Consider the following 26345-nt stretch of genomic DNA (forward strand, 5'->3'; position numbering starts at 1 on the left):
CTGAACGCAAGAGGGGCGTGGAAAGAAATAGCGCCTCCCGGATATTTTGTAGCGTGCAAACTGGGGTGCGGCATTATCACCCTCCCCATTCGGCTGCCGCTCTTTCGGCTATCGGTTATCATGCCGTTCGTATTGCACGCCGGGAGCCCCTATGCATCAGCCCTTACCTCTCTCTACCCCCAACCGCAACCTGGTGCGACTGACCATTGTGCGCGGCATCACGTGGACCGGTTTTCTTGGGGCGATCATTTTCGGGATCGAAGTACTAGGCTTTCAGCTGCATGTGATGCCCGTCATCCTGGTCATCATTGCCATGGGGTTGGTTAACGTCGCTACCTGGTGGCGACTGGGACGCCCAAGGGCCGTGACTGACATCGAATACCTAGCGCACCTCTTGATAGATGTAGTTGGTTTGAGCCTCTTGTTTTACTATACGGGCGGATCTACCAATCCCTTCATCACCTACTACCTCGTCCCGGTAACCATCGCCGCAGCAACACTTCCCTGGCGCTTCGCCTGGGTCATCGCCGTCGCCTCCCTGACCAGTTACACCACCATGATGCTGTTTTACGAACCCGTTCCACAGTTAAGCAACGGATTCGTGGGCACGGGTATTCGCCTGCACATCATCGGCATGTGGCTGAACTTCAGCCTGTCGGCTGGTCTCGTGACATTTTTCATCTTCAAGATGGCACACGCATTGCGGCGGCGGGACCTTACGCTCTCGCGTACCCGCGAGACGGCCTTGCGCAATGAGCAGGTGCTCGCTGTAGCTACACAGGCCGCCGGCACCGCCCACGAACTAGGCACGCCCTTGTCCACCATGGCGGTGCTACTTAGCGAGATGCGACAGGAAGCGCGCGACAACTCGCCGCTCGTGGAGGACATCGATTTATTGCGACAACAAGTCGACACCTGCAAGGCACGCCTGCAGACGCTCGTGGCCAATGCCGACAGGCGACGTCTGGCCAAGCCTGAGATCGTCGCCGCCGAGACATGGCTACGCGATGTTCTGCAACGCTGGCTAGTATTGCGTCCCGATGTGAGCCATCGCATCGATATACAAGGCAAGCGTGGTACTCCTTACATCGCCACCGACACCACGCTCGAGCAAGCGATCATGAACCTGCTCAACAACGCGGCTGACGCCAATCCCATGGATATTTCCATCTTGCTCGACTGGACGCAGGATGACGTCATCATCGACATCCGCGATCATGGTCCCGGTGTCTCGATGAATATCGCCGACCAGTTGGGCGAAACATTCATCTCGACCAAGAGCAAGGGCATGGGCATCGGTCTTTTTCTGACCCACGCTACGATCAATCGCTTCGGCGGTGGCGTCAGTCTCTACAATCACGAAGAAGGCGGCACGCTTACCGAGGTCAAGCTGCCACGGGCGACAGCAGGCAACCCTGCCTGAAAGCGACGGAGAACATCATGTCAGCAGATGCCGAACGGCTATTGATCATCGACGATGACGAACAGTTTTGCTTTGTCATGGCACGTGCCATGCGGCGGCGGGGATTCGAAGTCACGACCGCCATGACCGAAGAAGAAGCGCTGGCCAGCATACGGCAAGCACCACCCCATATGGCAACGCTCGATCTGAAGCTCGAACACTCGTCGGGGCTCAAACTACTTCCCGAACTACTGGCGCTGGCCCCGGCATGTCATGTTGTCGTGCTGACAGGCTATTCGAGCATCGCGACTGCGGTAGAAGCCATCAAACTGGGTGCCGTCAATTATCTGTGTAAGCCAGCCGATGCCGACGAGATACTGGCGTCTCTGGAGCGAGAAGGCGGCGACCCCGATATCGACATCGCCGATAGCCCGCCTTCCGTGAACCGGGTGACCTGGGAGCATATCCAGAAGGTGCTACAGGAACACGACGGCAATATCTCCGCGACCGCGCGCGCACTGGGAATGCACCGTCGAACGCTGCAGCGCAAACTGCAAAAGCGTCCTGTTAGGCGCTAGTCGGCATCGCCGTTACTGCTACTGCGCGGTCCACCCGAGGTCCATGCTCCAGCATGCCCCGGTCACCGCGCCGGCCTTCTCCGACGCCAGGTAACTGACCAATGCCGCCACTTCGTCGGGCTCGATAAGGCGCTTGATGGCGGCGTTTTTCAGCATTATTTCCTCAATCACCTGCTGCTCGTCCATACCATTGAGACGCGCCTGATCGGCGATCTGGCTTTCCACCAGAGGCGTGCGCACGTAAGCAGGACAAAGCGCGTTGACCGTGATACCTGCCTCACCGCCTTCCAGAGCCGCCGTTCGCGTCAGTCCTACCAAACCATGCTTGGCACTGACATAGGCCGTCTTGCCCGGCGACGCGACGCTGGCATGGATCGACGCCATGTTGATGATCCGCCCCCATTGGCCTTGACACATATGCGGCCATACCGCTTGCGTCAACAAGAAAGGAGCCGTCAACATTAGATCGATGATCTGACGCCATTTCGCTTCAGGAAAATCCTGCAGCGCTTCCACATGCTGGATGCCCGCATTATTGACCAGTATATCGACGCGCCCGAAACGCTTGATGGCCTCCATCACCGAACCACGACATGCATCCGGGCCGGTGAGATCTGCCTGGTAGAAGACGGCACCCGCGGCTTCTGCAACATCCACGCCTTGCGGATTGGCATCCACCGCTAATACCTGCAATCCCTCTTGGCAGAACTGCTTGACCACCGCTTCACCGATACCGCTGGAACTGCCGGTCACGATCGCGACGCGCGGATGGCCCAGTGTGGAAGGGGCTACCATGGCACTCTCCTCGATAAAGAGACGAACTAAACTCAGCATAAGACGTGCATTGCGACATATGCCAGCATGGCGCATCACTTACGCCATGCGGCAGGCCTGTTAGACTAAAGCTAACATTGAGTACTGGCAGCAACGCATTGCCCCGAGGAGACCGCATGGAGCCTTCCCAACGGCTTGCTGAAGCCGAGCGTATCGCACGGCTAGCAGGAGAACGCATCGTCGCGGCGCGCGAGTCGCAAGCGTTTCAGCAACGCTACAAAAGCGGTGACGAACTCGTGACCGACGCCGATGTCGAAATCGATCAGCTCATCGCGTCCGAGCTTGATGCCCATTTTCAGGACGATGCGCGTCTCACGGAGGAAATTTCTCCAGACCGCGATGTGCTCGAAGACAATGACGCCGTATGGATCGTCGACCCCATCGACGGCACGGTGAATTTTGCGTATGGACACCCTCATGTCGCGGTGTCCATCGCCTGGGCGTCGGAGGGCAAGATACGCGTGGGCGTCGTTCATGCGCCCTTCCTGGGAGAAACGTTCACGGCACTACGCGGTGAAGGCGCCTGGCTGAACGGCGAGCCCCTTCAGGCCAGCAACGCGAGCGAGTTGCCCCGTAGCTTGATCGCCACAGGATTTCCCTATCGCCGCGATGCGCGTGCTCCCTTGTTCCGCCGCATCGCGGGCGTGCTCACCAGTTGTCGCGACATCCGCCGCAATGGGTCGGCTGCACTGGATCTATGTCACGTCGCTTGCGGCCGTATCGATGCGTATTATGAGAGTGTCTCGCCTTGGGATTTTGCCGCTGGCTTGTTGATCGCGCGTGAAGCAGGTGCCAAGACAGGGCATCTCTACCAGTGCCCCGACCGCATCCCGTCCGAACTGTATGGAGAGAACATACTGGTGGGTGCGCCGAGGATATACGACGCGTTGCGCGACATCCTCTTGAAGGCCGACGACGACCGGCTCGACGAGATCGAGGCACAAAATTGAGTTGCCATAGAACACCCCAATAGCGTGTGTAGCAAGACACTATTGGCACCTCATGAGCGATTCCGGAAAAATGGACTCCAAGTTCATGGCATACAAATCCCTTAAATCAAGGAGAACCCTATGTTGGCAGTGATTTTCGGCCGTCCTGGCTGCCCTTTCTGCGTACGTGCCAAGGAACTCGCTGAACAGCTCAGCGAAGCGCGCGACGATTTCGGCTTCCGTTATATCGACATTCACGAAGAAGGCATTACCAAAGCCGATATGGAAAAGACCATCGGCAAGCCCGTCGAAACGGTACCGCAAATCTTCATCGATCATACTCATATCGGCGGCTTCACTGAGTTCGACCAACACGTTCGCGATAATGAACTGATGCCCGCGACTCAGAGCTGACCCCCTCAGCGCCAACCCTCGTCGTTACAAGGGCTGGCGCTGCCTACCTTTTGCCTGTCTTCCGCAAACACGCGATAAAGCGTTGAATCCGCATCCGCCCACGCAATGAGAAAGCACTATACTCAGTGCATTGCGACAGGAGTCGAGGTGGTAGTCATGCAACGCGATGAATTCCTGCAGCAACTTTGGCTCGACTATATACATTGCCATCCCGATATAGGGGCTCTCTCGCTCTGGCCACTCGAGAACCGCGTCGAGTACTGCGTGCTGGTGACACTCAATCGTGCGCCTTACCAAGCACAGCGCTTGCTCCCAGCGCTTTATCATTTCGGTTATCGGCGCGTTGGTCGCCACGCCATGGCAGACCGGGGCATACTCGCCAATGTGCTGAGCCCAGGTAATGACGATGCATGGATCGTGCTCATCGAGCTGCAACTGGACACGCTGACACAAACGCCACGCCGACATTTGGAAGCGCTCGTCAATCGGTCTCATCCACAAGACAGCCGCGGTCAGAACCTTCTTTCGCGAGGCCGCCCCTGGCCAATGCCCGATTGGGCGACTTTCCAACAGTTGCATGAGGCCCACCCGCTCGCCGCCTGGTTAGCCATCATGGGCCCTCGCATGCATCACATCGGCTTCGATTGCCAGCGGTCAGGACACGATATCGCCGAATATGCCGACGTGATTGCCGAGGCAGGATTGAAGTCGGGAGATCAGGCACTTCTGCCCATCTCTCCCTTGCTAGACCATCGTTACTATGCCTGTTGTACGCAGCGGGCAGTATTTGCTGCCGGTGATGAACATCGCGTCACCACCGGTGGCCTTGCCCTGGTACAGAAGCGGCTTTCCGGAACCCGCGAGCGCGCTGCGGAACTATTGTTGCCGCAACACACGCGCTGTGAGTTCAGTGCCTAGGAAGCTCGCTCAGCGTGCCTCTTCTTCCGCTTCCGGCAATGGCTCACTGCGATCATACGCCGCCCAGTCGTCTTCGTAGGAAGGCTCGAAATCGAGTTCGAATTGCTGAGGCTCGAAACGTGGGTCCAGTTCACTGAGATAATGCGTCGACTCCACCATCGGCACGGCTGCCACGTAAGGCTCTTGCTCCACCTCCGGGGAAACGCCCTTGGAACCATGGAGCCTCACCATGACGAACATCGACAATGCCAGCGCAGCACCGCCAAGGAATAGCCATAGTCCGTCGGGACCGGTCACCTCCATAATCACGGACGCGCTATAAGGCCCGATAACCGATCCAATGCCATACCAGATCAACAGCTTGGCATTGGCTTGAATGGTTTCCTCGGGTTCGAGCCAATCGTTGGTGTGCGACAGGCTCAAGGAGTAGAGCGTGTGCAGCATCGCGGTATGAAAACAGGCCACCACCAGCAGCACCCAGAAGTCGAACCTAGCCGCCAACGAGATCATGACCCCGGACACCGCCATCACCAAAGTCATGCAGAGGATCACCTTGCGACGATCAAGGCGGTCGGAGATGCGCCCCAGCGTCCATTGGGCCACCAGCGCCACCAGGGTGGTAATCGCCATGAACTGCGCCGTTTGCGCGGTCGAAAGGCCAATCTCCTGGCCATAGTAGGGCGTCATCGCAAAAAAGGACTGAACCATCAGCCCCGCCGTAAAGGCACCAACCAGCCCGACTGGCGCGCGGCGATACAGTTCTCGCAGCGAGATCTTGCTGGAAATCTCGTGAGACGAGCGCGTCGGGCCATTTATCCGGTAAATCGACAACGGCACCAGCGACAGCGTGAATAGAATCCCCGAGACCGAAAACAGCACGAATGTCGCCGGGTCGGCAACATTGAGCAACCACTGGCCGACCGCCAGAGACGAGGTCGAGATGACCAGATACCATCCCAATACGCGTCCCCGGTTATCGTTCGTCGACTCCCCCGAAACCCACGACTCCATGACCATCAGCAAGCCCGCAGTCGCCGCACCGCCGAACAGGCGCCACACCAACCACGCCCAGGGATCCACCCACAAACCATGCAGCATCGCCGTCACCGCCAGCACGGCCGCACAAGCCGCAAAGACGCGAATATGCCCCACCGAGCGGATGCGCTTCTCGATCAAATAACTTCCGATCACGAAACCCAACGAGAAGCTCGACATCAACAAACCCGCCATCTGCGAGGGAAACCCCTCCAGCGACATGCGCACCCCCAGCAAGGTCATGATCAAGCCATGACCGAGCAGGAAACTGATTTCACTGAGAAATAGAATAGGCAGGGTGGCGGGCAGGCTGCGCAAATCGACCTCCTGGCGATAGTAGCGTATGGATTTGGCGTGCTTCGCTGAGGCACGCCCTGAGAATTCATCGGACAAGCGAGTGATTCTACCTCCTAGCGCGCATGACGACATCCACTCCTCCCGGGATATCGCCGATCCTCCGTCCAGCATAGAAGATCAAATATGCCCCCTGCAGGAGATGAGACAAGTCATCCACAAAAACTGTGGATAACACTGTGCATGAGCGGCGTTGAAGCCGCTATTTCGGCATGTCGTTTCCCACCTCGCCTTGGATTGGTCAGATTTTCATCATCTCCCTGTCATCATGACGTGGGACGTACATATCGAGTTATCGCTCCCCTTTCGTCGAGTGGACAGCACGCTACCGACTTGTTTTTAATACTATCATGGTGCAACGCAACATCGTCGCGCAGCTTCCCCATGCCGCTCCAGGAGACGTCGATCTGAAGACAGATAGCGGGGTAGATGACTCGGAGGTCACATGACCACGCCCCTTTGGGAGCCGTCGACGACGGCCATACAAAGCACGCAAATGTACGCACTGATGCAGCACATCGACTGCGAGCACGGCACATCGCTGGCAGACTACGAGCACTGCATGCCTGGAGCGTCGAGCATCTTGGCGCTTTCTGGGAACTCCTGTGGGAGGAGTTCGACATCATCGCCGAGTGATACGCACGCCATCACCTGGGCAGAGACTGGGCAGTCGCTACACGATCCAGTAGCATAAGTTGCCAAGTCATTGAAGGAGAACGGCATGGCGACCCTCAAGGGGCTGACGAGCGTGCTGTTGCTGATCGCCAATACGCTTTTTTGGGGTGTGCCGCTTTATCTGCTGACGCTCCTCAAGCTCGTCACGCCAACGCGACGTTTGCGCCTACGCGTCCTGGCAGGACTCAACGCCATCGCCCTGGCCTGGGTCGCCACCAACAACTGGTGGATTCGTCATTGGGTCAAGCCAAACATCACCGCGCACTTACCCGAGGGTCTTTCTCCAAGCCAGTGGTGGCTGGTCATCGCCAACCATCGCAGTTGGACGGACATCTTCGTCATGCAGTACGTGCTGTACGGACGGACCTCGATGCCCAAATTTTTTCTCAAGCGTGAGCTGATTTTCATCCCGATCATCGGCCTCGCCTGGTGGGCGCTGGAGTTTCCCTTCATGCGCCGCTATGCACGCAGCGAGCTCACCCAGCGGCCACAGTTGGCAGAGCGCGACCGCCGCGCGACGCAACGCATGTGCGAGCGGGCACAGGAAATGCCGATGACGATTTACAATTTCGTTGAAGGTACGCGCTTCACCCCCGCCAAGCGCGATCGGCAAGCGAGCCCTTTTCGGCATCTGCTGCGACCCAAGGCCGGAGGAACCGCACAGGTAATACGTCTAATGGGTGATCGTCTGAGCGGCATTCTCGACATCACGCTTCATTATCGCCACGCGGCCCCAAACTTTTGGCATTTCCTTTGTGGCCGCGAAATCCCTATCCACATGGAGGCACGCCGACTCAACGTGCCCACCTGGATGAGCAATGGCGACTATCATCTGGACCCGCACTACAAGGAACGCTTCCATTCATGGCTGAACGCGCTATGGGAGGAAAAGGATCGTGCGCTCGCATCGTTCCCCTCCTCCTCTTTGTCTTGATACTCGCCGGCTGCGCTGGCGGACCTGGCGCCGGTGGCTATCGTGGCGGCAATATCGCTGGCAACTGGGTCTCCATACAACGTGGCGACACGCTAGGGCAAATCGCCAAGCAAGCAGGTGTTCCACTGCTGCGCTTGCAGCGGTTCAACCCCGGCGCCGATGCGCGCCGACTGGCCATTGGCCAACGCATTCTGGTGCCCACCCATCGCGAACGTGCGCCAGGAGGAGGCCCCTATCGCTATCAAGTGCGCCCGGGTGACACCTATTCGAGTATCGCCAAACGCTTTGGCAGCAGCGCGCAGAGCCTCCAGGCAGCGAACCCCAAGTTTTCGGCCAACACCCTGGATGTCGGCCAGTTGGTCAAGGTGCCACTGGGTGGCGCTGCACGAAAAGCCAGTGTATCGACCACCAAGGCATCTTCATCGACGGCGTCCAAGCCTGCAGCGCGCAGCCGTACGCTTCCCGATCCAGGTGCGTTGCCCAGTAGCGCTCACACATGGCACTGGCCGCTCAAGCAATATGAAGTCGCACGTGCCTACGGCACCGATGCGCGCGGCACCCTGCAGCCGATGTTACTCTCGACCTCCGCTGATACCCAGGCACTTGCCGTTGCCGACGGCACCGTTCGCTTTGCCGATAGTATGCGGCAGTTGGGGCGTGTGGTGATCATTCACCATCGCGACAATATGCAAAGCGTTTATGCGCTCTGCGAGCGCCTACTCGTCGAAGATGGCGACGAGGTAAAACAAGGCACACCCGTTTGCGATGTCGGTTACCGGCACGACACGGGGCGCTATGACTTGCTGTTCGACATCCGCCATGGCGGGAAACCCATCGATCCCAAACAGGTGCTACGCTAAACAAGAAATATCTGGCCCATCGACAACATGCCAATCCCGATTGACGACATCGTATCGTCAAGATGGTGTCGCACTGCTGTCATCAGGATGCTTGAACCTGACAGTGTCTTGATATGCCACGGAGGTGCATCATGCGAGTCGCATTGGTCAGTGAAACCTGGGCACCCGAGATCAATGGTGTGGCACACACGCTGGGCCATCTGGCTCATTACCTGGCCACGCGCCACGTCAACCTGCAACTGGTGCGACCTCGGCCTCGCCAAGGCGGCCGAGAAGGTCGCGCCGAGCGTGACATGCAAGTTCGTGCATTTTCTCTACCTGGTTATCCCGATGTGAATATCGGCTCGCCTGCTTGGCGGCGCTTAACGCGCTTGTGGCAAGAGTCACGCCCCGATATCGTCTACATCGCGACTGAGGGTCCGCTTGGCTGGGCTGCGCTGTCCACGGCGCGCCACTTATCGATTCCCGTCGTCGGCGGTTTCCACACCAATTTCGACCAATACGCAGCAAGCTACCACTTGCGGTGGGCCAGCAGCATCGTCGGTGCGGGGTTGCGCTATTTCCACAACCGTTGCCAGATGACACTCGTGCCTACCCGCGCACAGGCCGAGCGTTTATATCAACGTGGCTTTCAGCGTGTGAATGTATTGGGGCGCGGCATCGACGCTCAACGTTTTTCTCCAGAACGCCGCGACGCCCAACTAAGGAATCAATGGGGCGCCGACAAAGGCGACCCCGTCGTGCTCTACGCAGGACGCCTTGCCGCCGAAAAGAACATGCCGCTGCTGACACGCACGCTACGCGCGTTGCAAGAGGCACACCCGACGCTGCGTACCGTGCTGGTCGGTGATGGTCCCGAAAGGCAGCACCTGAAACGACAGCTTCCCCGGGCGATTTTCACCGGCTTTCTAAGCGGAGAAAATCTGGCACGCCACTACGCCAGCGCGGACATGTTCCTGTTTCCATCGCACTCGGAGACCTACGGCAATGTAGTCCCTGAAGCCATGGCCAGCGGGCTTCCCGTCGTGGCTTTCGATCAGGCTGCCGCGAGTGAATTGATAGAAGATGGACACGAAGGGCGCTTGATCGACGCGACGGACGATGACGCCTTTGTCCACGCCGCCGTGGAGCTTTGCCTGAATTCGGACACTCGAATCCATGCCGGCATCGCGGCCAGAGAAAAAGTCGCCGACCAGGGCTGGCATATCATCGGCGAACGCTTCTTGACGTATTTGATCATGGCGACTCAGGAGAGCCCCCATGCGATCTCGTCCCCCGGTCATGTTTGAGCGCCTGGACTCCCTTGAATGGCAGCTCTGCCAGCGCATCGCCCTGCTCAGTCAGCGGCGGTTGATATACGGCCTCTTCCGGTTTTGCAGCCGTCTCGGCGACTGGCCGGCCTGGGTGGCCCTGGCATTGATGCAGCCGATCATATATGGGCGTGCAGGCTGGCACCTGACACTGCTTTGGGGACTATGCGCTGCCGTCGGTGCCCTCTTCTACCGCCTGATCAAGACGCGCCTCTGCCGTGAACGTCCCTACATCACGTTTTCGAGCATCCCATGCACCATGCCACCCGTGGATCGTTACAGCTTTCCCAGCGGGCATACTTTACACGCCATCATGTTTTCCACGTTTACTGCCGCGACGTCGCCATGGTTGCTCGTCGTGGTCCTTCCGCTCACGGTGCTGATCGCTGCCTCGCGGGTCATCCTGGGCTTGCATTACCTCAGCGATGTCATCGCAGGGGCAATACTGGGATTCGCCATCGCCCAAATGGGGCTTTATTGGGGTGCGACTTATGGGCAATGGTTCCCTGCTTTCGACTAAATGACGGCAAGAAAAAACCTCGAGTTTTACTCGAGGTTTTAAGATAACGGTATAAAAAGAGATTTTTAACCCCGATAGTACTTGGCCTGCACGAACGGCATTCGCGACACCTGCATGGGCAGGCGCTTGCCACGGACATCGGCATACACCGTCGTTTCCAACGCCGCGAATTCGATATCGACATACCCCATGGCGACCGGCTTCCCCAGAGTCGGTCCGAAACTGCCCGATGTCACGTAGCCCACATGGCGATTCTCGGCGCTATAAAGCTGAGTACCTTCTCGCACCGGCGCTCGCCCTTCGCCCAGCAGACCGACACGCTTACGGGTGATCTGCTTGGTATCGATCTGAGGCAGAATGACATCGGCCCCCGGGAAGCCCCCTTCCCGCTCGCCTCCGATGCGCCGGGATTTCCCCACGGCCCAGATAAGACTCGCCTCGGCGGGCGTGGTCTGGGTATCCAGGTCATGCCCATACAAGCACAGCCCGGCTTCCAGACGCAGTGAGTCGCGTGCGCCCAGACCGATGGGCTCGACCTCGGGCTGATCGAGCAACCACGTCGCCAGACGCTCGGCGGCGTCCACGGGAACGGATATCTCGAAACCGTCCTCACCGGTATAACCGCTTCGGCTGATCCACAACACGGTGCCGAGCACCTCGAATTGGCCATGATGCATGAACACTAGATTACAGGCCTCGGGGCACAGACGCGCCATCACATCTTTGGCTTGCGGCCCCTGCAACGCCATCAAAGCGCGGTCAAGCACCTCCACCTGATGCTCGGCGTCGAGCCCGATACGCAGGTGCGCGACGTCTTGGTCCTTGCAGGCCGCATTGACGACGATATAAAGATCCTCACCGCGATTGGCGATCATCAGGTCATCGAGCAGACCACCTTCATTTCCGGTAAAGAATGCATAACGCTGCATACCCGTCGGCAACCCGACGATATCCGCCGGCACTAGCGTTTCGATAGCACGCGCCGGTGACGGTCCTGAAACGATGAGCTGCCCCATGTGCGATACGTCGAACAGGCCACACGCATCGCGGGTATGCTCATGCTCTTTCTTGACACCCAAAGCGTATTGCACCGGCATGCTGTAACCGGCAAAGGGCACCATCTTTGCACCGTGCGAAACATGCACGTCATGCAGCGGCGTCTGGTGAAGGTCGTCGGGCATCGTCGCTTCCTCGTCGTTATCCGTGAAGGGGCGACGATCGCCGCCCCAAGACAGCTCAGCGTTTATCGTCCAAGTCTTCGCCCGGCAGGACGGTCTTGCCGGCAAAGTGATCATTGGTGAGCTTGAAGACCACCGGCGACAGCAGGGCCAGCGCGATCAGGTTGGGGATCGCCATCATGGCATTGAAGACACTGGCCATCAGCCAGACGAACTCCAGTGGCGCGACGGCTCCGGCGAGAATCGCCAGAATATACACCACGCGGTAGATCTTGATCGACGCGACACCGAACAGATACTCGAAGCACTTTTCACCGTAGAAGGCCCAGCCGAGGATGGTGGTGAAGGCGAACACGGCCAACGCGAAGGACACCACATACTGACCGACACCCGGGAGTGCGCCATCGAAGGCCATCGCGGTCAACGCGGCACCGGTCTCACCGGATGTCCACTCGGTGCTGGTCAAGATTGCCAGCGCAGTGACCGAACACACGATGATGGTATCGATGAACGTCCCCAGCATCGCCACCAGCCCCTGGCGCACAGGGTTCTTGGTCTGTGCCGCAGCGTGGGCGATCGGCGCACTCCCCAGCCCCGCTTCGTTGGAAAACACGCCACGCGCCACACCAAATTGAATCGCCTTGGCCACGGCGGCACCCGCAAATCCACCAGCGGCGGATACCGGTGTAAAGGCATGGCCGAAAATCAGCCCCAGCGCGGTACCAACATGATCCATGTTGATGATCAGCACCAGCAAACCGCAGACGATATAAGCGATCGCCATGATCGGCACCAGCTTGCCAGCCACCTTGGCAATACGCTTGATCCCGCCGAGAATCACAGCACCCGCCAACAGCATGATGATCACACCGGTTAGCCAATGCGGCATACCTATCGATTCGCTGAGACCATCGGCGACCGAATTGGATTGCACGGTATTGCCAATTCCAAAGGCAGCCACAGCACCGAAAAATGCAAACAAACCACCCAACCAGGCCCATTTCTTACCCAGTCCATTGCGGATGTAATACATCGGCCCACCAACGTGATCGCCCGCCGCATCGACTTCGCGATAACGAACCGCCAGAACCGCCTCAGAGAACTTGGTCGCCATGCCCACCAGGGCCGTGATCCACATCCAGAATACGGCGCCGGGGCCACCCAGGAAGATGGCGGTAGCGACACCCGCGATATTACCAGTGCCCACAGTGGCCGAAAGCGACGTCATCAGCGCATTGAACGGGGAAATCTCACCCTCATCCTCATCGCCCTTTTCGGCTTTGCGACCTTTCCAGAGAAGACTGAAGCCCGCTCCCAGCTTGCGAATGGGCAGCAACTTGAGCCCCAGTTGCAGATAGACGCCCACCCCCAGCAACAAGATGAGCATCAAAGGGCCCCATACGACATTATCGATGGCGCTGAATACCGCGTTGAGTGTTTCCACGAGATGTCCTCCCAGACATTTGTTGTTATACAGCGCAAAGTGTGCGCTATCGTCAACAGCGTTACATCAAGAAGATAAACGCCAAACCATCCCGACTCTAGCGAATTGGCTTGCCATTTCTCCATACCCACCACGCAAAATAGCGCTTCAGGGATTACTGGCAACAAACGCAATGATGCCTCGCTCGGTCATGCAGCAAAGACACGAACGCAACAAGTTTCTTATTAGAAACAGAGGCTAATCGCTGTCCTCGTACTTGGCAACCGAAAGACATCTCTCCTTCCGCCCCGAGTAGCAGACTGGTATCCGCATTTTCGATGCGCGCTGGGGGCTCATCGCCAACAAACTCACCACAGCGGCGCATCGCGACTGGGCTTGAGCTCATGCATGGCCCAAGCCTGATAGGCAGTATGGCTTTTTGCTGGACGCTCGCCGCTATCCTGTCCACCCTTACTAGGCGGTCGAGCCGAATGGCATGAAGAAATGCATGATGACGATGCCAAGGGCGAACCAATGAGGCATAATGGCACTCATATTCCCCAAATCAGAAAATCTTTTCGTATAGGAAAATCACGATGAGTCACATCCCTGCCAACCTTCACTATACCGACAGCCACGAATGGGTCCTCGATAACAACGACGGCACTGTCACGATCGGCATCACCGATCACGCTCAGGAATCCCTAGGAGACGTCGTCTTCGTCGAGCTGCCCGAAACGGGCCGGCAACTCGACGCCGGTGAAGAATTCGGCGTCATCGAATCCGTCAAGGCCGCCTCCGACCTATACCTTCCGTTGAGCGGTGAAATCGTCGCCGTCAACGAGTCGTTAGAGGATTCGCCCGAAGCCGTCAACGAGCACCCCTACGAGGACGGCTGGATCATCAAGCTCAAGCTCGCCGAGCCCGACGCGCTCGATGCGCTGCTCGATGCCACTGCGTATGACGCACTCGTCAGCGCCGAGGAAGGCTGACGAACGTTGCACTTGTCCTGTTCTGCCGGCGGCATATTCGTCACGTGTCGCCGCTTCGTGTCGAATCGGGCTCGACCGCCCGCCACCGCTTGAGGGTCTCATGGCAAACGACAATCGCAGCCTTTCCGAACTGGCCAATCACGACGACTTCTTGACACGCCACAATGGGCCTGACGAGGACGATGTCCAGCACATGCTGGCGACATTGGATCTTCCCGATACCGAGTCGCTGATCGCCAAGACGCTTCCTGGCGATATTCGCCTGGGACGTAACCTGTCCCTCGAAGAGCCACGTGGCGAAGCAGAAGCGCTTGCCTATCTCAAGCAGTTAGCACGCCAGAACAAGACCTTCAAGAACTATATCGGTCAAGGCTACTACCCCACGCATCTACCGACCGTCATCCAGCGCAACGTCCTGGAGAATCCCGGTTGGTACACCGCCTACACACCCTATCAGCCGGAAATCGCCCAGGGACGCCTGGAAGGTTTATTGAACTTCCAGCAGGTCGTCATGGACCTGACCGGCATGCCGATCGCCAACGCGTCCCTGCTCGACGAAGCGACGGCTGCCGCCGAAGCCATGGCCCTGTGCCGTCGTGCCAACAAGAAAGCCAAGACCGAGCGCTTCTTCGTAGCTGACGATGTGCTGCCCCAGACCCTCGACGTGCTGCGGACCCGTGCCGCCTATTTCGGTTTCGAGCTCATCGTTGCGCCCGCCGAGACCCTGGCCGATCAGGATGTCTTCGGCGCCTTGCTGCAATATCCCGGGGCCACCGGCGAAGTAAGCGATCTCACGGAGCAACTCGACGCGGCCCGACAACGACACATCATGACCTGCGTCGCCACTGATCTGATGAGCCTGGTACTACTCAAGGAACCCGGTGCACTGGGCGCGGACATCGTCGTGGGCAGTTCCCAGCGTTTCGGTGTGCCCATGGGGTACGGTGGCCCGCACGCGGCGTTTTTCGCCGCCAGCGACGCTCTCAAGCGTTCGCTTCCCGGCCGCATCATCGGTGTTTCCAAGGACAGTCACGGCCAACGCGCCTTGCGCATGGCCATGCAAACGCGCGAGCAGCATATCCGCCGCGAGAAGGCGACCTCCAATATCTGTACCGCTCAGGCATTGCTCGCCAACATCGCCGGCTTCTATGCGGTCTATCATGGCGCCGAGGGGCTGCGCACCATCGCCACGCGGATCCATCGCCTCACGACCATTCTCGCCGAGGGACTCAAGCGCCACGGAGTAACGCTCGCCCACGACAGTTGGTTCGACACGCTCACGCTGGTGGGGCTCGACCACGACCAGGTGCATGGCCGCAGCCTGGCGCACGAAATCAACCTGCGTTACGACGCCGATGGTCATATCGGCATCAGTCTTGACGAGACTACCACGGCGGCGGACATCGTCACGCTGTTCGATGTATTGCTGGGCGACGAGCATGGGCTGTCGGTGCGCGATCTCGATCGTCACGTCCAAACCCAGGGCATGACCGGCATCCCCGCCGCTTGCGCCCGGGAAAGCGACTTCCTCAGCCATCCCACGTTCCGGCGTTACCGCAGCGAAACCGAAATGCTGCGTTACTTGAAGCGTCTCGAAAACAAGGATCTATCGCTTACCCATGCCATGATCCCCTTGGGCTCATGCACCATGAAGCTCAACGCCACCAGTGAGATGATCCCCATCAGTTGGCCGGAATTCGCCAATATCCACCCCTTCGCGCCGCAGGATCAGGTCGCCGGCTACAAGCAGATGATCGACGAGCTCTCGGCGTTTCTCGTCGAGATCACTGGCTACGACACGATTTCCATGCAGCCCAACTCCGGAGCTCAGGGCGAGTACGCGGGCCTGATCGCCATTCGGCGCTACCAGAAATCACAGGGCCAGGGCCATCGCGATATCTGCCTGATCCCGAGCTCGGCCCACGGCACCAATCCGGCCTCTGCCGCCATGGCGCAGATGAAAGTCGTCGTCGTCGAATGCGATAGCGATGGCAACATCGACATCGACGACCTGCGCACCAAGGCCGACAAGCACCGCGACGCGCTATCGGCGATCATGCTCACCTATCCGTCGACACATGGGGTTTTCGAGGAAAGTGTCAGCGAAGCCTGCCGTATCGTGCACGACAACGGTGGCCAGGTGTATATCGACGGGGCCAACATGAACGCTCAGGTCGGTCTCTGCCGGCCGGGAGATTTCGGCGGGGACGTATCGCACCTCAACCTGCACAAGACATTCTGTATTCCGCATGGCGGCGGCGGCCCCGGCATGGGCCCCATCGGGATCAAGGCGCACCTGGCCACGTTCGTGCCCAATCACGTCGTCACGCCTCTGCCCGGTGTCGAGACGGATGCCGGCGCAGTCTCGGCGGCGGCCTATGGCTCGGCGTCGATCCTGCCGATCTCCTGGGCCTATATCAAGATGATGGGCGGGCGTGGCATGAAACGCGCCACGGAGCTGGCAATACTCAACGCCAACTACATCGCCAAGCGTCTCGAAGCGCACTACCCGGTGCTTTATAAAGGACGCAACGGCACCGTCGCCCATGAATGCATCTTGGATCTCCGCTCGCTCAAGACGACGTCCGGCATCAGCGAAGAAGATATCGCCAAGCGCTTGATGGATTACGGCTTCCACGCCCCGACAATGTCCTTCCCTGTCGCCGGCACCTTGATGGTCGAGCCGACCGAATCGGAGTCGCGCTATGAAATCGACCGCTTTTGCGATGCCATGATCGCCATTCGCGACGAAATTAGGCGCGTGGAAAGCGGTGAGTGGCCGGCGGATAACAATCCCTTGTCCATGGCGCCACATACGCAGGCGGACTTGATGGCGAACGACTGGGATCGGCCGTATTCGCGTGAGCTGGGCGCCTTCCCCACCGAGGCCACCAAAGCCGCGAAATACTGGCCGACGGTCAATCGCGTCGACAACGTTCACGGCGATCGCCACCTCATCTGTAGCTGCCCGCCTATCGAGGCGTATCGCGACGGCGATTGAGCACGTTGAGCGTCCACGACGCCACCCGCAAAACGGCCCCACCAAGACAATCTCGGTGGGGCCGTTCCCGTCTAGACAGTCACGTCAGTCGAAGTGGTCACGCCCGACGCATGTAGCGTCAGGCATCTTCTTCGAGCGGCGGTGCTTCGGGATACCCATAGAGCGCATTACGGCGCTGCAGGCGAAACTCACCGAGCAACTGCTCGTAACGACGTGGCATCTCGACGCCTCGCTTGGTCACGACATACAACGTTTCGTATACCGCTTCCGTCACCGGCAGTTCCTTGACCTGACGCTGCCAAGGCGACGTCTCGAGAACGGTCCGAGGGATCACGGTAAAGCCCAGACCACGCGCCACCGCATCCAGCACCATGCTGATCTCGTTGGAAAAACCTTGCTGCGGAAAGTGGCTCATCGAACGAAACTCCCCGGCAAAATTGCGCCGCAACAGCAGGCTGGCGTTGTTGATGCCATCGGAATAGTTCATGAAGCCCAGCGCCATGAGTTCGCTGATCGTCGTGCCAGCAAAATCAGCAGGAACGACCAGGCATAGCGGCTCCTGATGCCAAGGCTCAAAATTGAGATCGGGGTGCTTGCTGATATCGGTGACGATACCCACGTCGAAGCGCCCCGCCAGTACCGCATCGACGATCTCGCCATTAAAGGCGAAATCATAAGTGACCGTCAGCCCAGGATGCATTTGCTGATACCCCAGAATGAATGGGTAGAACATCAGCCCCACACTGCCCGGTGATGCCACGCGACACTCCCCGGTATCCGGCGAGTCATTATCCAGCGAGTGACGAAACTGCTCATGCTCGGCAAACAGCTTGACGGAATAGTCATAGGCACGTCGGCCCGCCTCGGTCAGCGTGAAACGCCGGCCGTGTCGGTACAGCAAGGACTTGTCGAGATAGCGTTCCAGCTTGCGTATATGCTGGCTGACCCCGGGTTGAGTCATTTCCAGCTTACGTGCGGTATGCGTGAAGCTACCGGTTTCGACAAGCGTGATAAAGGTACGAAAATATTGCGCGTTGAACATGAAGTGAGGGTCCACCGGCTGGCGTTTCGGGGCAACTGCTTATAGGACGAAGCCATGACACGATCAACGACGGTCAGCGTGGCAATAACCGTGGCTTCGGGGGTTGTGATAACGACATCATAGCAAATCATGCTAAACCACACATCGCTGCGTGGCCGAAGAACGCGTGTTAGCATCGAAACATGAATCAGCCCCGAATAGTGCGGTGATCGAACCCGGCGCGAAGCGCCAAAGACGTTCGTTCCGCCGCCTCATGCTGAGCTTTTCCTTCGGACTTCGTGCCGCCACAAGGATGCGTCAATGCCCCAGAAACTTTCTACCATCATTTCTCCCGAAGGGAGCCTGGAAGTCCTCTCGCAGCAAGAGGTCAACCGCCTGCGTGATACCTCCGCCAACGGCCTGCGCGATTTATTGAGACGCTGCTCGCTGGCCGTGCTCAACTGCGGCAACCCTACCGATGACAGCCGCGCGCTGATGCAGGCGCACCACGATTTCGAGATCGAAGTACTTCAGCAGGACCGTGGCATTCGCCTCAAGCTCGACAACGCACCACAAAGCGCCTTCGTCGATGGACAGATGATCCGCGGGATTCGCGAGCATCTTTCCGCCGTGCTCCGCGATATCATCTACGTTCACAACGAAATCCAGCACACGCCCAAGTTCGATCTGCAACGCGGAGATGGCATCACCAATGCCGTTTTCCACATCCTGCGCAACGCCGGAACGTTGAAGTCCGCACGCGAACCCAGCCTCGTGGTGTGCTGGGGCGGCCATTCCATCACTCGTGAGGAATACGATTACAGCAAGGACGTGGGGTATCACCTGGGATTGCGCGATCTCGACATTTGCACGGGATGCGGCCCCGGCGCCATGAAAGGCCCGATGAAGGGCGCCAACGTCGCGCATGCCAAGCAGCGTCGCCACGATGGTCGTTACCTGGGCATTTCCGAACCCGGCATCATTGCCGCCGAATCGCCCAACCCCATCGTCAACGAGTTAGTGATCATGCCCGACATCGAGAAGCGCCTCGAGGCCTTCGTGCGCGTTGGGCATGGCATCGTGATCTTTCCCGGCGGCGTGGGGACCGCCGAGGAAATCCTCTATTTGCTGGGCATTCTGCTGCATCCGGACAACGCCGACGTTCCCTTCCCGGTCGTCTTTACCGGCCCCCGCAACAGCGCCGACTACTTCAAGCGCATCGACGAGTTCCTGACCTTCACGCTTGGAGAAAAGGCGCGTGAACGCTATCAGATCATCATCGATGACCCCACCGAGGTCGGCCGCGCCATGCGCCGCGGCGTGGATGACGTAGGCGCGTTTCGGCGTAGTCAGAACGACGCCTTCTATTTCAACTGGCGACTCAACGTCGATACCGGTTTTCAATTGCCCTTCGAACCCACTCACGAAAGCATGGCCGAGCTCGCCCTGCATCGTGAACAACCGGTGCATGAGCTCGCGGCCAACCTGCGTCGTGCGTTTTCGGGGATCGTCGCCGGCAACGTCAAGGAAGAAGGTATCCGCGCCATCGAGGAGCGCGGCCCTTTCCGTTTGCATGCCGAGCCGGATTTGATGGCGCGTCTCGACGCACTGCTGACCTCGTTCGTGGCCCAGGAACGCATGAAGCTGCCGGGCAGCGAATACGTCCCTTGTTATACGCTGGGTTGAGTGCCGAAGGAAAATGTCGTCTTGCAGTGCGCCAGTAACACTCGACGCTCGATAACCATTGCTTATGCAGTTGATCGTCTCATGCAATTGTTAAAACGCTAACAGTCTTCTAGACTCTCATCCATACGCGAGCCCGGTCTGTGGCTCGCGTCTTTGTTTTCATTCACCGCCAGTCTGCAAGGAGAGCATCGCATGGCTTCACTCTTCGAACCCTTCGATCTCAATGGCACGCGCTTGAACAACCGCATCGTGATGGCGCCCATGACGCGTTCACGTGCACCGGCAGATATTCCGACCGAGATGGGAGCCCTCTATTATCGCCAGCGTGCCAGCGCCGGGCTGATCATCTCCGAAGGCACCCCCATTTCGCGGCAGGGCCAGGGCTATCTCTACAATCCCGGGATTTTTGGCCCCGACCAACTGGCCGGCTGGGCCAAGGCCACAAGCGCCGTACACGAGCGCGGTGGTATCTTCTTCGCCCAGATCTGGCACGTGGGGCGCGTTTCCCATACCACGGTTCAGGTGGCTGGTGCGTCACCTGTCGGCCCCAGCGACAAGCAAGGCGGCATGGCCTTTGGCTATAACGACGACGGCCAGCCGGATATGCTCAAGGCCAGCCAGCCGCGCCGTCTCGAGACCCATGAAGTACACGAGATCGTACGCGACTTCTCCCAGGCCGCGGTCAATTCCCGCGATGTCGGCTTCGATGGCGTCGAAATTCACGCTGCCAACGGCTACCTCTTCGAGCAATTCCTCAACCCCGGCGTCAACGACCGTGACGACGAATACGGCGGTTCGCGCGAAAATCGCTGCCGCTTGCTGCTCGAGGTCGTCGATGAAGTCAGCAAGATGATTGGCGCGCGACGCGTCGGGGTTCGCCTGTCACCGTTCGGCACGCTGTTCGACATGCCGGAGTACGATGACAATGGCGAGACCTATCTCTACCTCGCACGCGAATTCAACAAGCGCGGCCTCGCCTACGTGCACCTGCATGACCAGGGCGGACAAGGCATGCCCCCGATGCCGCGCGACTACTTGCGCAAATTCCGTGATGTCTATCAAGGCAATCTGCTGCTCGCCGGCAACCTCGATCAGGCAGAAGCCGAGAAGCTGGTCAGCGAAGGCACCATCGATCTACCGGTATTCGGGCGTTATTTCACCTCGAACCCCGACCTGGTCGAGCGGATGCAAAACGGCTGGCCTTTGGCGGACTTCGATGCCAACACGTTCTATGGCGGCGATGCCCGCGGCTATGTGGACTTCCCCACCTATCCCGAGGAACAAGCACGTCTGGCTCGCGAAGAGATGCTTCGCGAAAAGTCCTGATAGGAAATAGCACGTGCTCGCGAAACGAAAAACCCCCGGTCCATGGGATCGGGGGTTTCGCATTTAAACCGAGCGTGATTCGAGATCCAGCACCCAGAAGACTTACTGCCGAGCGCGCCAGCCTGTCGAGATTGCGTGAAGCAACAAGCCGGCCGTGGCGCCATGCGACAGCACGGTCGCCCACCCGGCCCTGGTACTTGCCAGACCATAATGCCAGGTGGCCATCACCACGCCCCCGACCACGAATGACAAGACCAACCACTTGAGCAGTGCTGGAAGTAGACGGCGCTGCTTTGTCGTCATGCGCCGCCAATAGGCGATGATGACGACAGCCAACCCCGCCGCGACCATGGCCAGCAAACCACTGTGGGTGTCATAGCCCCCCAGTTGATAGCGAGGCCAGGAGCACAGCGTCACGAGCAGAAGCCCGATCATGACACTCAGGCGCGCAGCGGAAGGTGACATCGTCGTATCGCCCATCACGCAGCCTGCAATCCTTGCTCGTCGATCCACGACTCGACCCAGGGAATAGCAGCATCATCGGCCATGAAGGTCTCCATGGCGTCGATTTCCAGACGCTCGCCCAAGCGTTGAGCGCCGAGATCTTCCAGCAAAGCATCCAGCGCTCGCCCAGCGCCGCAGAACGTATCGCCATAGGAGCTATCTCCCAGGGCGATCAGCCCATAGCGACACCCGGCCAGCGCAGGCGGCGATTCGCGGAGATCACGCGCGAAAGGCACGAAATTGCCGGGGAAATCACCGCTACCGGTCGTGGAAACGCAGAATAAGGCGAGATCGGGCAAGGGATCGAGATCGTCGAGGGTGGGCTGTTCTAAGATCGCTACCTCATAGCCCACTTGCTCGAAAAGCGGCGCCACCTGCTCGGCAGCGTCCAGAGCGCCACCGTATACGGTGCCTACGAAGATTTTGATGCTTGGCATGCAGTTCAGTCGTCGATTTAACGGTAAATGTGGGCGCCATGCTAGCACATGCATGACACGTCGTTAGCGTCTCGAATGAAAATGAACGACACGATCCCGGGCGCTCGCAAGCCCCCGAGATTACCCGAGATCGTGTCATTGCATGGGCGGAACGCGGCAACGTCAGTGAATGACGTCTGCGTCGTCGAAATCCTCGACCCGCGCCTTGAGCTTCTGTCCAGGACGAAACGTCACCACACGACGCGCCGAGATAGGGATTTCTTCGCCGGTCTTGGGATTACGTCCCGGACGTTCACGCTTATCGCGCAAATCGAAGTTTCCGAACCCGGACAGTTTGACCTGCTCGTTTTCGCGTAGGCAGCTGCGGATTTCCTCGAAAAAGGCTTCGACCATCGACTTTGCTTCGCGCTTGGAAAAACCCAGCTCAGCATGCAGATGTTCGGCCAAATCCGCTTTGGTCAGCGCCCCCATGCTCTCATCCTCGTAACGGCTGATAGGATCAACTCCTCAGGACCGCCGCGAAGCGCGTTTTCGCTTCGCCGACGATGGCATCGACTAACTGATTGATTTCATCGTCATTGAGCGTGCGCGAAGGATGCTGCCAGGTCAAGCCCAAGGCAAGACTCTTGTGGCCTTTTTCGATCCCCTCACCCTGATAGACATCGAACAATCGCATGTCGACCAGCCATTCTCCGGCCTGCTCGCGCATGACGTCCATCAAGGCCATGACCGGCACCTCGTCACGCACGACCAACGCCAGATCGCGACGCACGTCCGGATGCCGCGATAGAGGCGCGAAGGCCGGCAGTTCGCCCTGGGTCAATGCCTCCACTTCCAGCTCGAATACATAAGCATTGGTCTTGATGCCCAAGCTGGCACGAACACCGGGATGCAAGGCACCGACCCAGCCTACATGACGGTCGTCACACATAATGCGCGCTGTCTGACCGGGATGAAGCCCCGGATGCTCGCCGGCATCGAAACGCCATGCCCCAGGCTGCTGGGTCAACGCCATCAGGCTTTCCAGGTCACCCTTGAGATCGAAAAAGTCGACGTTCTCGCGCGATGAAGACCATCCTTCCGGGTGTCTCGGCCCACACACGATACCCCCGAACATCGCCACCTGCTCGAGATCATCCAACTCGCCACGGAACACGAGTCCCGTTTCGAACAGGCGAATCCGTGCTTGCTGGCGGTTGAGGTTGTGGCTCAACGCCTTGACCAGACCAGGTAGCAAGCTGGCCCGCATGACCGACATATCGGTCGAGATGGGATTGGCCAGATAAGGCGCCACCGCGCCCGGCGTCAAGGTCTCTTGCAGCTCGGGCGCGACGAAACTGTAGGTGATCGCTTCTTGATAACCGCGTGCCACCAAGTGTCGACGTAGACGTGCCAGCGGCTGGTGGGCTTCGTTGGAAGCACTCAGTTTCAGACGCGCGGAAGGACGCCGCACGGGAACCTGGTCGTAACCATGAATCCGCGCCAGCTCCTCTATAAGATCTTCCTCGAGCGTGATATCGAAGCGCCAGCTAGGCACCGTCACCCGCCATCCTGCCTCCATGGCAGCGACGCGCATTCCCAGGCGAGACAGGATATCCACGACATCGTCATCAGCCATGACCAGGGCCAGGCATTGGTCGAGACGCTCACGGCGCAGGACGACCTCATGACCTAGCGGCAAATGCTCTGGGCTCATGACGTCAGTCACCGGCCCGGGTTCTCCCCCGACGATGCTCAACAGCAATTGCGTGGCCCGCTCGATGGCAATCTGCGCCAATTGCGGGTCGACACCCCGCTCGAAACGATGCGACGCATCGGTATGCAGGCCATAAGAACGCGCCTGCCCCGCCACTGCCAGCGGCGAGAAGAACGCCGACTCCAGGAAAATATCCTGCGTCGATGCATTGACGCCGGAGGCCTCGCCACCCATGACCCCGGCAATCGCCAACGGCTGCTTTTCATCGGCGATCACCAGGGTGCCCGCACGCAGGGCAATATCCTGGCCATCGAGCAACGTCAAACGCTCCCCGTCTTGCGCCTCGCGGACCACAATGGCGTCATTCAAGCGCGCCAAGTCGAAGGCATGCATCGGCTGCCCGAGTTCCAGCATCACGTAATTGGTGACATCGACGATCGGATCAATGGCACGAACGCCGCTGCGACGCAGGCGCTCGGTCATCCATAGCGGTGTGCTCGCCGAGACATCGACACCACGAATGATGCGCCCCGCATAACGTGGACATTTCTCTGGCGACTCGACACGCACCGGAAACGACGCTTGATGCGCCGCCGGAACCATGTCGGTCTCCGGTGCCGTCACCGGTAGACGACTCAACACGCCGACCTCACGCGCCATCCCCTTGAGGCTCAAGCAATCGCCACGATTGGGCGTCAGATCCACCTCGATGGCATGATCGTCCAGCGCCAGCCAATCGCGCAGGGAAGCGCCGATGGGCGCCTCTTCGGACAACACCAGAATGCCCGCCGAGGTGCCTTCTTCCAGCTCGAGCTCGGAGGCCGAGCAAATCATGCCACGCGATTCCACACCGCGTAACTTGGCTTTCGTGATCTTGAAATCGCCGGGCAGCGTTGCATTCACCCGGGCGAAGGGCACTTTTTGCCCGACCGCCACGTTGGGAGCACCACACACGACTTGCATCGGCTCATCGCTACCATCATTGACTTGGCAAACATTAAGCTTGTCAGCGCTGGGATGGGGTTCCTTGGCGACCACCTCGGCGACGACGACGCCCTCGAAATCGCCGGCCACCGCCTCGATGGCGTCGACTTCCAGCCCGGCCATCGTGATCCGGTCAGCAAGCGCCTGCGTCGTGAGTTCGGGTGACACCCAATCGCGCAACCATGTTTCGGAAAATCTCATGTTTCTTCCTGTGTCCTAGTCGCAGATCAGCCGAACTGGCGCAAGAAGCGCAAGTCGTTCTCGAAAAACAGCCGCAGGTCATTGACGCCATACCGCAACATGGTCAAGCGCTCGGCCCCCATACCGAAGGCAAACCCCGTATAACGCTCAGCATCGATACCCGAATGACGAAAGACTTCGGGATGGACCATGCCGCAGCCCATGACTTCCAGCCAGCCACTATGGGAGCAGACGCGACAGCCCTCACCACCGCACATCACGCACTGGATATCGACCTCGGCGGAGGGCTCGGTGAACGGGAAATAGGACGGCCGAAAGCGTACGGAAAGCGTCTCACGCTCGAAGAAAGCCTTGAGGAAGTCCTCGATGGTACCTTTGAGGTCAGCAAAGCTGACACCTTCATCGACCAGCAAGCCCTCTACCTGATGGAACATCGGCGTATGCGTGAGATCCGAGTCGCTGCGATACACGCGCCCCGGGCAGACGATGCGGATCGGCGGCGCTTGTTCCTTCATGGTACGCACCTGAACCGGTGACGTATGCGTACGCAACAATCGCGAAGCATCGAAATAGAAGGTGTCGGCCATGCCACGCGCCGGATGGTGCGCGGGAATATTGAGCGCTTCGAAATTATGATAATCGTCTTCGATTTCGGGGCCCACGGCCACGTCGAAACCGATATGCGCAAATAGCGATTCGATACGCTCAAGCGTACGCGTGACCGGGTGCAGACCACCTGTCTGCTCACCACGGCCAGGCAAGGTCACATCGATACGCTCTCGTGCCAGGCGGGCATCGAGCTCGGCATCTTTAAGCGTTTGCTTACGCGCCTCGAGCTCGCTCGATAATATCTGCTTGGCCTCGTTGATCCGCTCACCCGCCTTGGGGCGCTCCTCCGGCGGTAGTTGACCTAGACTTTTGAGAAGCGCGGTAATCTCGCCCTTCTTGCCCAGAAAATGCACTCGAACCTCGTCGAGCGCCTGGACGTCCTGCGCGCTCTCGATGGCGGCGCGAGCCTCGGCGACCAGTTGTGGGAGGTGGTCCATCCGTCTAGCTCCGATGCTGAGGAAACGCTGCATAAATGCCTACGCGAGCGAATCGCGTCGTTGCGTGGTACTCGAACACTCGCCTAA

Annotated in this window: 23 protein-coding genes; 13 read left to right on the top strand and 10 right to left on the bottom strand. The window is 59.0% G+C overall.

Annotated features, from left to right (window positions below):
* The first annotated feature begins 151 nt into the window (after window positions 1-151).
* On the top strand, window positions 152-1423 hold the full coding sequence (locus tag L1073_RS00005; protein WP_246896100.1) for an ATP-binding protein: 1272 nt from the start codon (window positions 152-154) through the stop codon (window positions 1421-1423).
* A gap of 17 nt (window positions 1424-1440) precedes the next feature.
* Entirely contained in the window at window positions 1441-1980 is a 540-nt protein-coding gene (locus L1073_RS00010; RefSeq protein ID WP_246896101.1) for a response regulator transcription factor, read from the top strand.
* A gap of 18 nt (window positions 1981-1998) precedes the next feature.
* On the opposite strand, the gene L1073_RS00015 is transcribed toward L1073_RS00010, so the two are convergent.
* Window positions 1999-2775, bottom strand: a complete 777-nt coding sequence (locus tag L1073_RS00015; protein ID WP_246896102.1) for a 3-hydroxybutyrate dehydrogenase — start codon at window positions 2773-2775, stop codon at window positions 1999-2001.
* Window positions 2776-2930: 155 nt separating this feature from the next.
* Here L1073_RS00015 and L1073_RS00020 point away from each other — a divergent pair, with 155 nt between their 5' ends.
* The 3 genes from L1073_RS00020 (at window position 2931) to L1073_RS00030 (ending at window position 5075) form a co-directional block, all read left to right on the top strand.
* Complete coding sequence (locus tag L1073_RS00020; protein ID WP_246896103.1) at window positions 2931-3764, top strand: inositol monophosphatase family protein; 834 nt, start codon at window positions 2931-2933, stop codon at window positions 3762-3764.
* 120 nt (window positions 3765-3884) lie between these two features.
* A complete protein-coding gene (locus tag L1073_RS00025; RefSeq protein ID WP_246896104.1) occupies window positions 3885-4157 on the top strand; it encodes a GrxA family glutaredoxin in 273 nt (90 codons plus the stop codon).
* A gap of 156 nt (window positions 4158-4313) precedes the next feature.
* Entirely contained in the window at window positions 4314-5075 is a 762-nt protein-coding gene (locus tag L1073_RS00030) for a VOC family protein (protein WP_246896105.1), read from the top strand.
* 9 nt (window positions 5076-5084) lie between these two features.
* Here the strand turns inward: L1073_RS00030 and L1073_RS00035 are convergent, their stop codons facing one another.
* Entirely contained in the window at window positions 5085-6428 is a 1344-nt protein-coding gene (locus L1073_RS00035) for an MFS transporter (RefSeq protein WP_246896106.1), read from the bottom strand.
* A gap of 757 nt (window positions 6429-7185) precedes the next feature.
* Between L1073_RS00035 and L1073_RS00040 the strand changes: the two genes are divergently transcribed.
* From L1073_RS00040 to L1073_RS00055, 4 genes are all read left to right on the top strand, one after another.
* Window positions 7186-8073 (top strand): 1-acylglycerol-3-phosphate O-acyltransferase, YihG family, encoded by an 888-nt coding sequence (locus tag L1073_RS00040; RefSeq protein WP_246896107.1) that lies wholly within the window; start codon window positions 7186-7188, stop codon window positions 8071-8073.
* Window positions 8004-8933 carry a LysM peptidoglycan-binding domain-containing protein gene (locus L1073_RS00045; RefSeq protein ID WP_246896108.1) on the top strand — a complete coding sequence of 310 codons (930 nt, stop codon included), beginning with the start codon at window positions 8004-8006 and terminating at the stop codon, window positions 8931-8933. The genes L1073_RS00040 and L1073_RS00045 overlap by 70 nt, the downstream gene beginning before the upstream one ends.
* Before the next feature lie 131 nt (window positions 8934-9064).
* The gene (locus tag L1073_RS00050; RefSeq protein WP_246896109.1) at window positions 9065-10222 is read left to right on the top strand and encodes a glycosyltransferase family 4 protein; all 1158 of its coding nucleotides are present in this window, start codon (window positions 9065-9067) and stop codon (window positions 10220-10222) included.
* Window positions 10194-10763 carry a phosphatase PAP2 family protein gene (locus L1073_RS00055; RefSeq protein WP_246896110.1) on the top strand — a complete coding sequence of 190 codons (570 nt, stop codon included), beginning with the start codon at window positions 10194-10196 and terminating at the stop codon, window positions 10761-10763. The genes L1073_RS00050 and L1073_RS00055 overlap by 29 nt, the downstream gene beginning before the upstream one ends.
* Before the next feature lie 65 nt (window positions 10764-10828).
* Here the strand turns inward: L1073_RS00055 and gcvT are convergent, their stop codons facing one another.
* On the bottom strand, window positions 10829-11944 hold the full coding sequence (gene gcvT, locus L1073_RS00060; protein ID WP_246896111.1) for a glycine cleavage system aminomethyltransferase GcvT: 1116 nt from the start codon (window positions 11942-11944) through the stop codon (window positions 10829-10831).
* A gap of 55 nt (window positions 11945-11999) precedes the next feature.
* Entirely contained in the window at window positions 12000-13385 is a 1386-nt protein-coding gene (locus L1073_RS00065) for an alanine/glycine:cation symporter family protein (protein WP_246896112.1), read from the bottom strand.
* Between the two features lie 575 nt (window positions 13386-13960).
* On the opposite strand from L1073_RS00065, the gene gcvH reads away from it, so the two are divergent.
* Together gcvH and gcvP are read left to right on the top strand one after the other, a co-directional pair.
* Window positions 13961-14356 carry a glycine cleavage system protein GcvH gene (gene gcvH / locus L1073_RS00070; RefSeq protein ID WP_246896113.1) on the top strand — a complete coding sequence of 132 codons (396 nt, stop codon included), beginning with the start codon at window positions 13961-13963 and terminating at the stop codon, window positions 14354-14356.
* Between the two features lie 100 nt (window positions 14357-14456).
* Window positions 14457-17357 (top strand): aminomethyl-transferring glycine dehydrogenase, encoded by a 2901-nt coding sequence (gene gcvP, locus L1073_RS00075; RefSeq protein WP_246896114.1) that lies wholly within the window; start codon window positions 14457-14459, stop codon window positions 17355-17357.
* A gap of 118 nt (window positions 17358-17475) precedes the next feature.
* Here the strand turns inward: gcvP and L1073_RS00080 are convergent, their stop codons facing one another.
* Complete coding sequence (locus tag L1073_RS00080) at window positions 17476-18399, bottom strand: LysR family transcriptional regulator (RefSeq protein ID WP_246896115.1); 924 nt, start codon at window positions 18397-18399, stop codon at window positions 17476-17478.
* A 300-nt stretch (window positions 18400-18699) separates the two neighbouring features.
* Between L1073_RS00080 and ppnN the strand changes: the two genes are divergently transcribed.
* Both ppnN and L1073_RS00090 read left to right on the top strand, forming a co-directional pair.
* Window positions 18700-20064: a nucleotide 5'-monophosphate nucleosidase PpnN gene (gene ppnN / locus L1073_RS00085; protein WP_246896116.1), complete on the top strand. Its 1365-nt coding sequence runs from the start codon at window positions 18700-18702 to the stop codon at window positions 20062-20064.
* A 192-nt stretch (window positions 20065-20256) separates the two neighbouring features.
* Entirely contained in the window at window positions 20257-21390 is a 1134-nt protein-coding gene (locus L1073_RS00090) for an alkene reductase (protein WP_246896117.1), read from the top strand.
* Window positions 21391-21492: 102 nt separating this feature from the next.
* Here the strand turns inward: L1073_RS00090 and L1073_RS00095 are convergent, their stop codons facing one another.
* From L1073_RS00095 to pheS, 5 genes are all read right to left on the bottom strand, one after another.
* Window positions 21493-21870: a hypothetical protein gene (locus L1073_RS00095; protein ID WP_246896118.1), complete on the bottom strand. Its 378-nt coding sequence runs from the start codon at window positions 21868-21870 to the stop codon at window positions 21493-21495.
* Entirely contained in the window at window positions 21870-22331 is a 462-nt protein-coding gene (locus L1073_RS00100; RefSeq protein ID WP_246896119.1) for a flavodoxin domain-containing protein, read from the bottom strand. Before L1073_RS00100 ends, L1073_RS00095 begins: the two co-directional genes overlap by 1 nt.
* Before the next feature lie 162 nt (window positions 22332-22493).
* Entirely contained in the window at window positions 22494-22802 is a 309-nt protein-coding gene (ihfA, locus tag L1073_RS00105; protein ID WP_040243453.1) for an integration host factor subunit alpha, read from the bottom strand.
* A gap of 28 nt (window positions 22803-22830) precedes the next feature.
* The gene (gene pheT / locus L1073_RS00110; protein ID WP_246896120.1) at window positions 22831-25212 is read right to left on the bottom strand and encodes a phenylalanine--tRNA ligase subunit beta; all 2382 of its coding nucleotides are present in this window, start codon (window positions 25210-25212) and stop codon (window positions 22831-22833) included.
* A 26-nt stretch (window positions 25213-25238) separates the two neighbouring features.
* Window positions 25239-26258: a phenylalanine--tRNA ligase subunit alpha gene (gene pheS, locus L1073_RS00115; protein WP_246896121.1), complete on the bottom strand. Its 1020-nt coding sequence runs from the start codon at window positions 26256-26258 to the stop codon at window positions 25239-25241.
* Window positions 26259-26345: the final 87 nt, after the last annotated feature.

This window comes from Chromohalobacter nigrandesensis (genome assembly GCF_023061285.1).
In the GTDB taxonomy this organism is placed as follows: Bacteria; Pseudomonadota; Gammaproteobacteria; order Pseudomonadales; family Halomonadaceae; genus Chromohalobacter; species Chromohalobacter nigrandesensis.

Bases quoted from the DNA above. Each gene is read 5' to 3' on its own strand.
- L1073_RS00005 (WP_246896100.1), top strand. From the start codon at position 152: ATGCATCAGCCCTTACCTCTCTCTACCCCCAACCGCAACCTGGTGCGA.
- L1073_RS00010 (WP_246896101.1), top strand. From the start codon at position 1,441: ATGTCAGCAGATGCCGAACGGCTATTGATCATCGACGATGACGAACAG.
- L1073_RS00015 (WP_246896102.1), bottom strand. From the start codon at position 2,775: ATGGTAGCCCCTTCCACACTGGGCCATCCGCGCGTCGCGATCGTGACC.
- L1073_RS00020 (WP_246896103.1), top strand. From the start codon at position 2,931: ATGGAGCCTTCCCAACGGCTTGCTGAAGCCGAGCGTATCGCACGGCTA.
- L1073_RS00025 (WP_246896104.1), top strand. From the start codon at position 3,885: ATGTTGGCAGTGATTTTCGGCCGTCCTGGCTGCCCTTTCTGCGTACGT.
- L1073_RS00030 (WP_246896105.1), top strand. From the start codon at position 4,314: ATGCAACGCGATGAATTCCTGCAGCAACTTTGGCTCGACTATATACAT.
- L1073_RS00040 (WP_246896107.1), top strand. From the start codon at position 7,186: ATGGCGACCCTCAAGGGGCTGACGAGCGTGCTGTTGCTGATCGCCAAT.
- L1073_RS00045 (WP_246896108.1), top strand. From the start codon at position 8,004: ATGGCTGAACGCGCTATGGGAGGAAAAGGATCGTGCGCTCGCATCGTT.
- L1073_RS00050 (WP_246896109.1), top strand. From the start codon at position 9,065: ATGCGAGTCGCATTGGTCAGTGAAACCTGGGCACCCGAGATCAATGGT.
- L1073_RS00055 (WP_246896110.1), top strand. From the start codon at position 10,194: ATGCGATCTCGTCCCCCGGTCATGTTTGAGCGCCTGGACTCCCTTGAA.
- gcvT (WP_246896111.1), bottom strand. From the start codon at position 11,944: ATGCCCGACGACCTTCACCAGACGCCGCTGCATGACGTGCATGTTTCG.
- gcvH (WP_246896113.1), top strand. From the start codon at position 13,961: ATGAGTCACATCCCTGCCAACCTTCACTATACCGACAGCCACGAATGG.
- gcvP (WP_246896114.1), top strand. From the start codon at position 14,457: ATGGCAAACGACAATCGCAGCCTTTCCGAACTGGCCAATCACGACGAC.
- L1073_RS00080 (WP_246896115.1), bottom strand. From the start codon at position 18,399: ATGTTCAACGCGCAATATTTTCGTACCTTTATCACGCTTGTCGAAACC.
- ppnN (WP_246896116.1), top strand. From the start codon at position 18,700: ATGCCCCAGAAACTTTCTACCATCATTTCTCCCGAAGGGAGCCTGGAA.
- L1073_RS00090 (WP_246896117.1), top strand. From the start codon at position 20,257: ATGGCTTCACTCTTCGAACCCTTCGATCTCAATGGCACGCGCTTGAAC.
- L1073_RS00095 (WP_246896118.1), bottom strand. From the start codon at position 21,870: ATGGGCGATACGACGATGTCACCTTCCGCTGCGCGCCTGAGTGTCATG.
- L1073_RS00100 (WP_246896119.1), bottom strand. From the start codon at position 22,331: ATGCCAAGCATCAAAATCTTCGTAGGCACCGTATACGGTGGCGCTCTG.
- ihfA (WP_040243453.1), bottom strand. From the start codon at position 22,802: ATGGGGGCGCTGACCAAAGCGGATTTGGCCGAACATCTGCATGCTGAG.
- pheT (WP_246896120.1), bottom strand. From the start codon at position 25,212: ATGAGATTTTCCGAAACATGGTTGCGCGATTGGGTGTCACCCGAACTC.
- pheS (WP_246896121.1), bottom strand. From the start codon at position 26,258: ATGGACCACCTCCCACAACTGGTCGCCGAGGCTCGCGCCGCCATCGAG.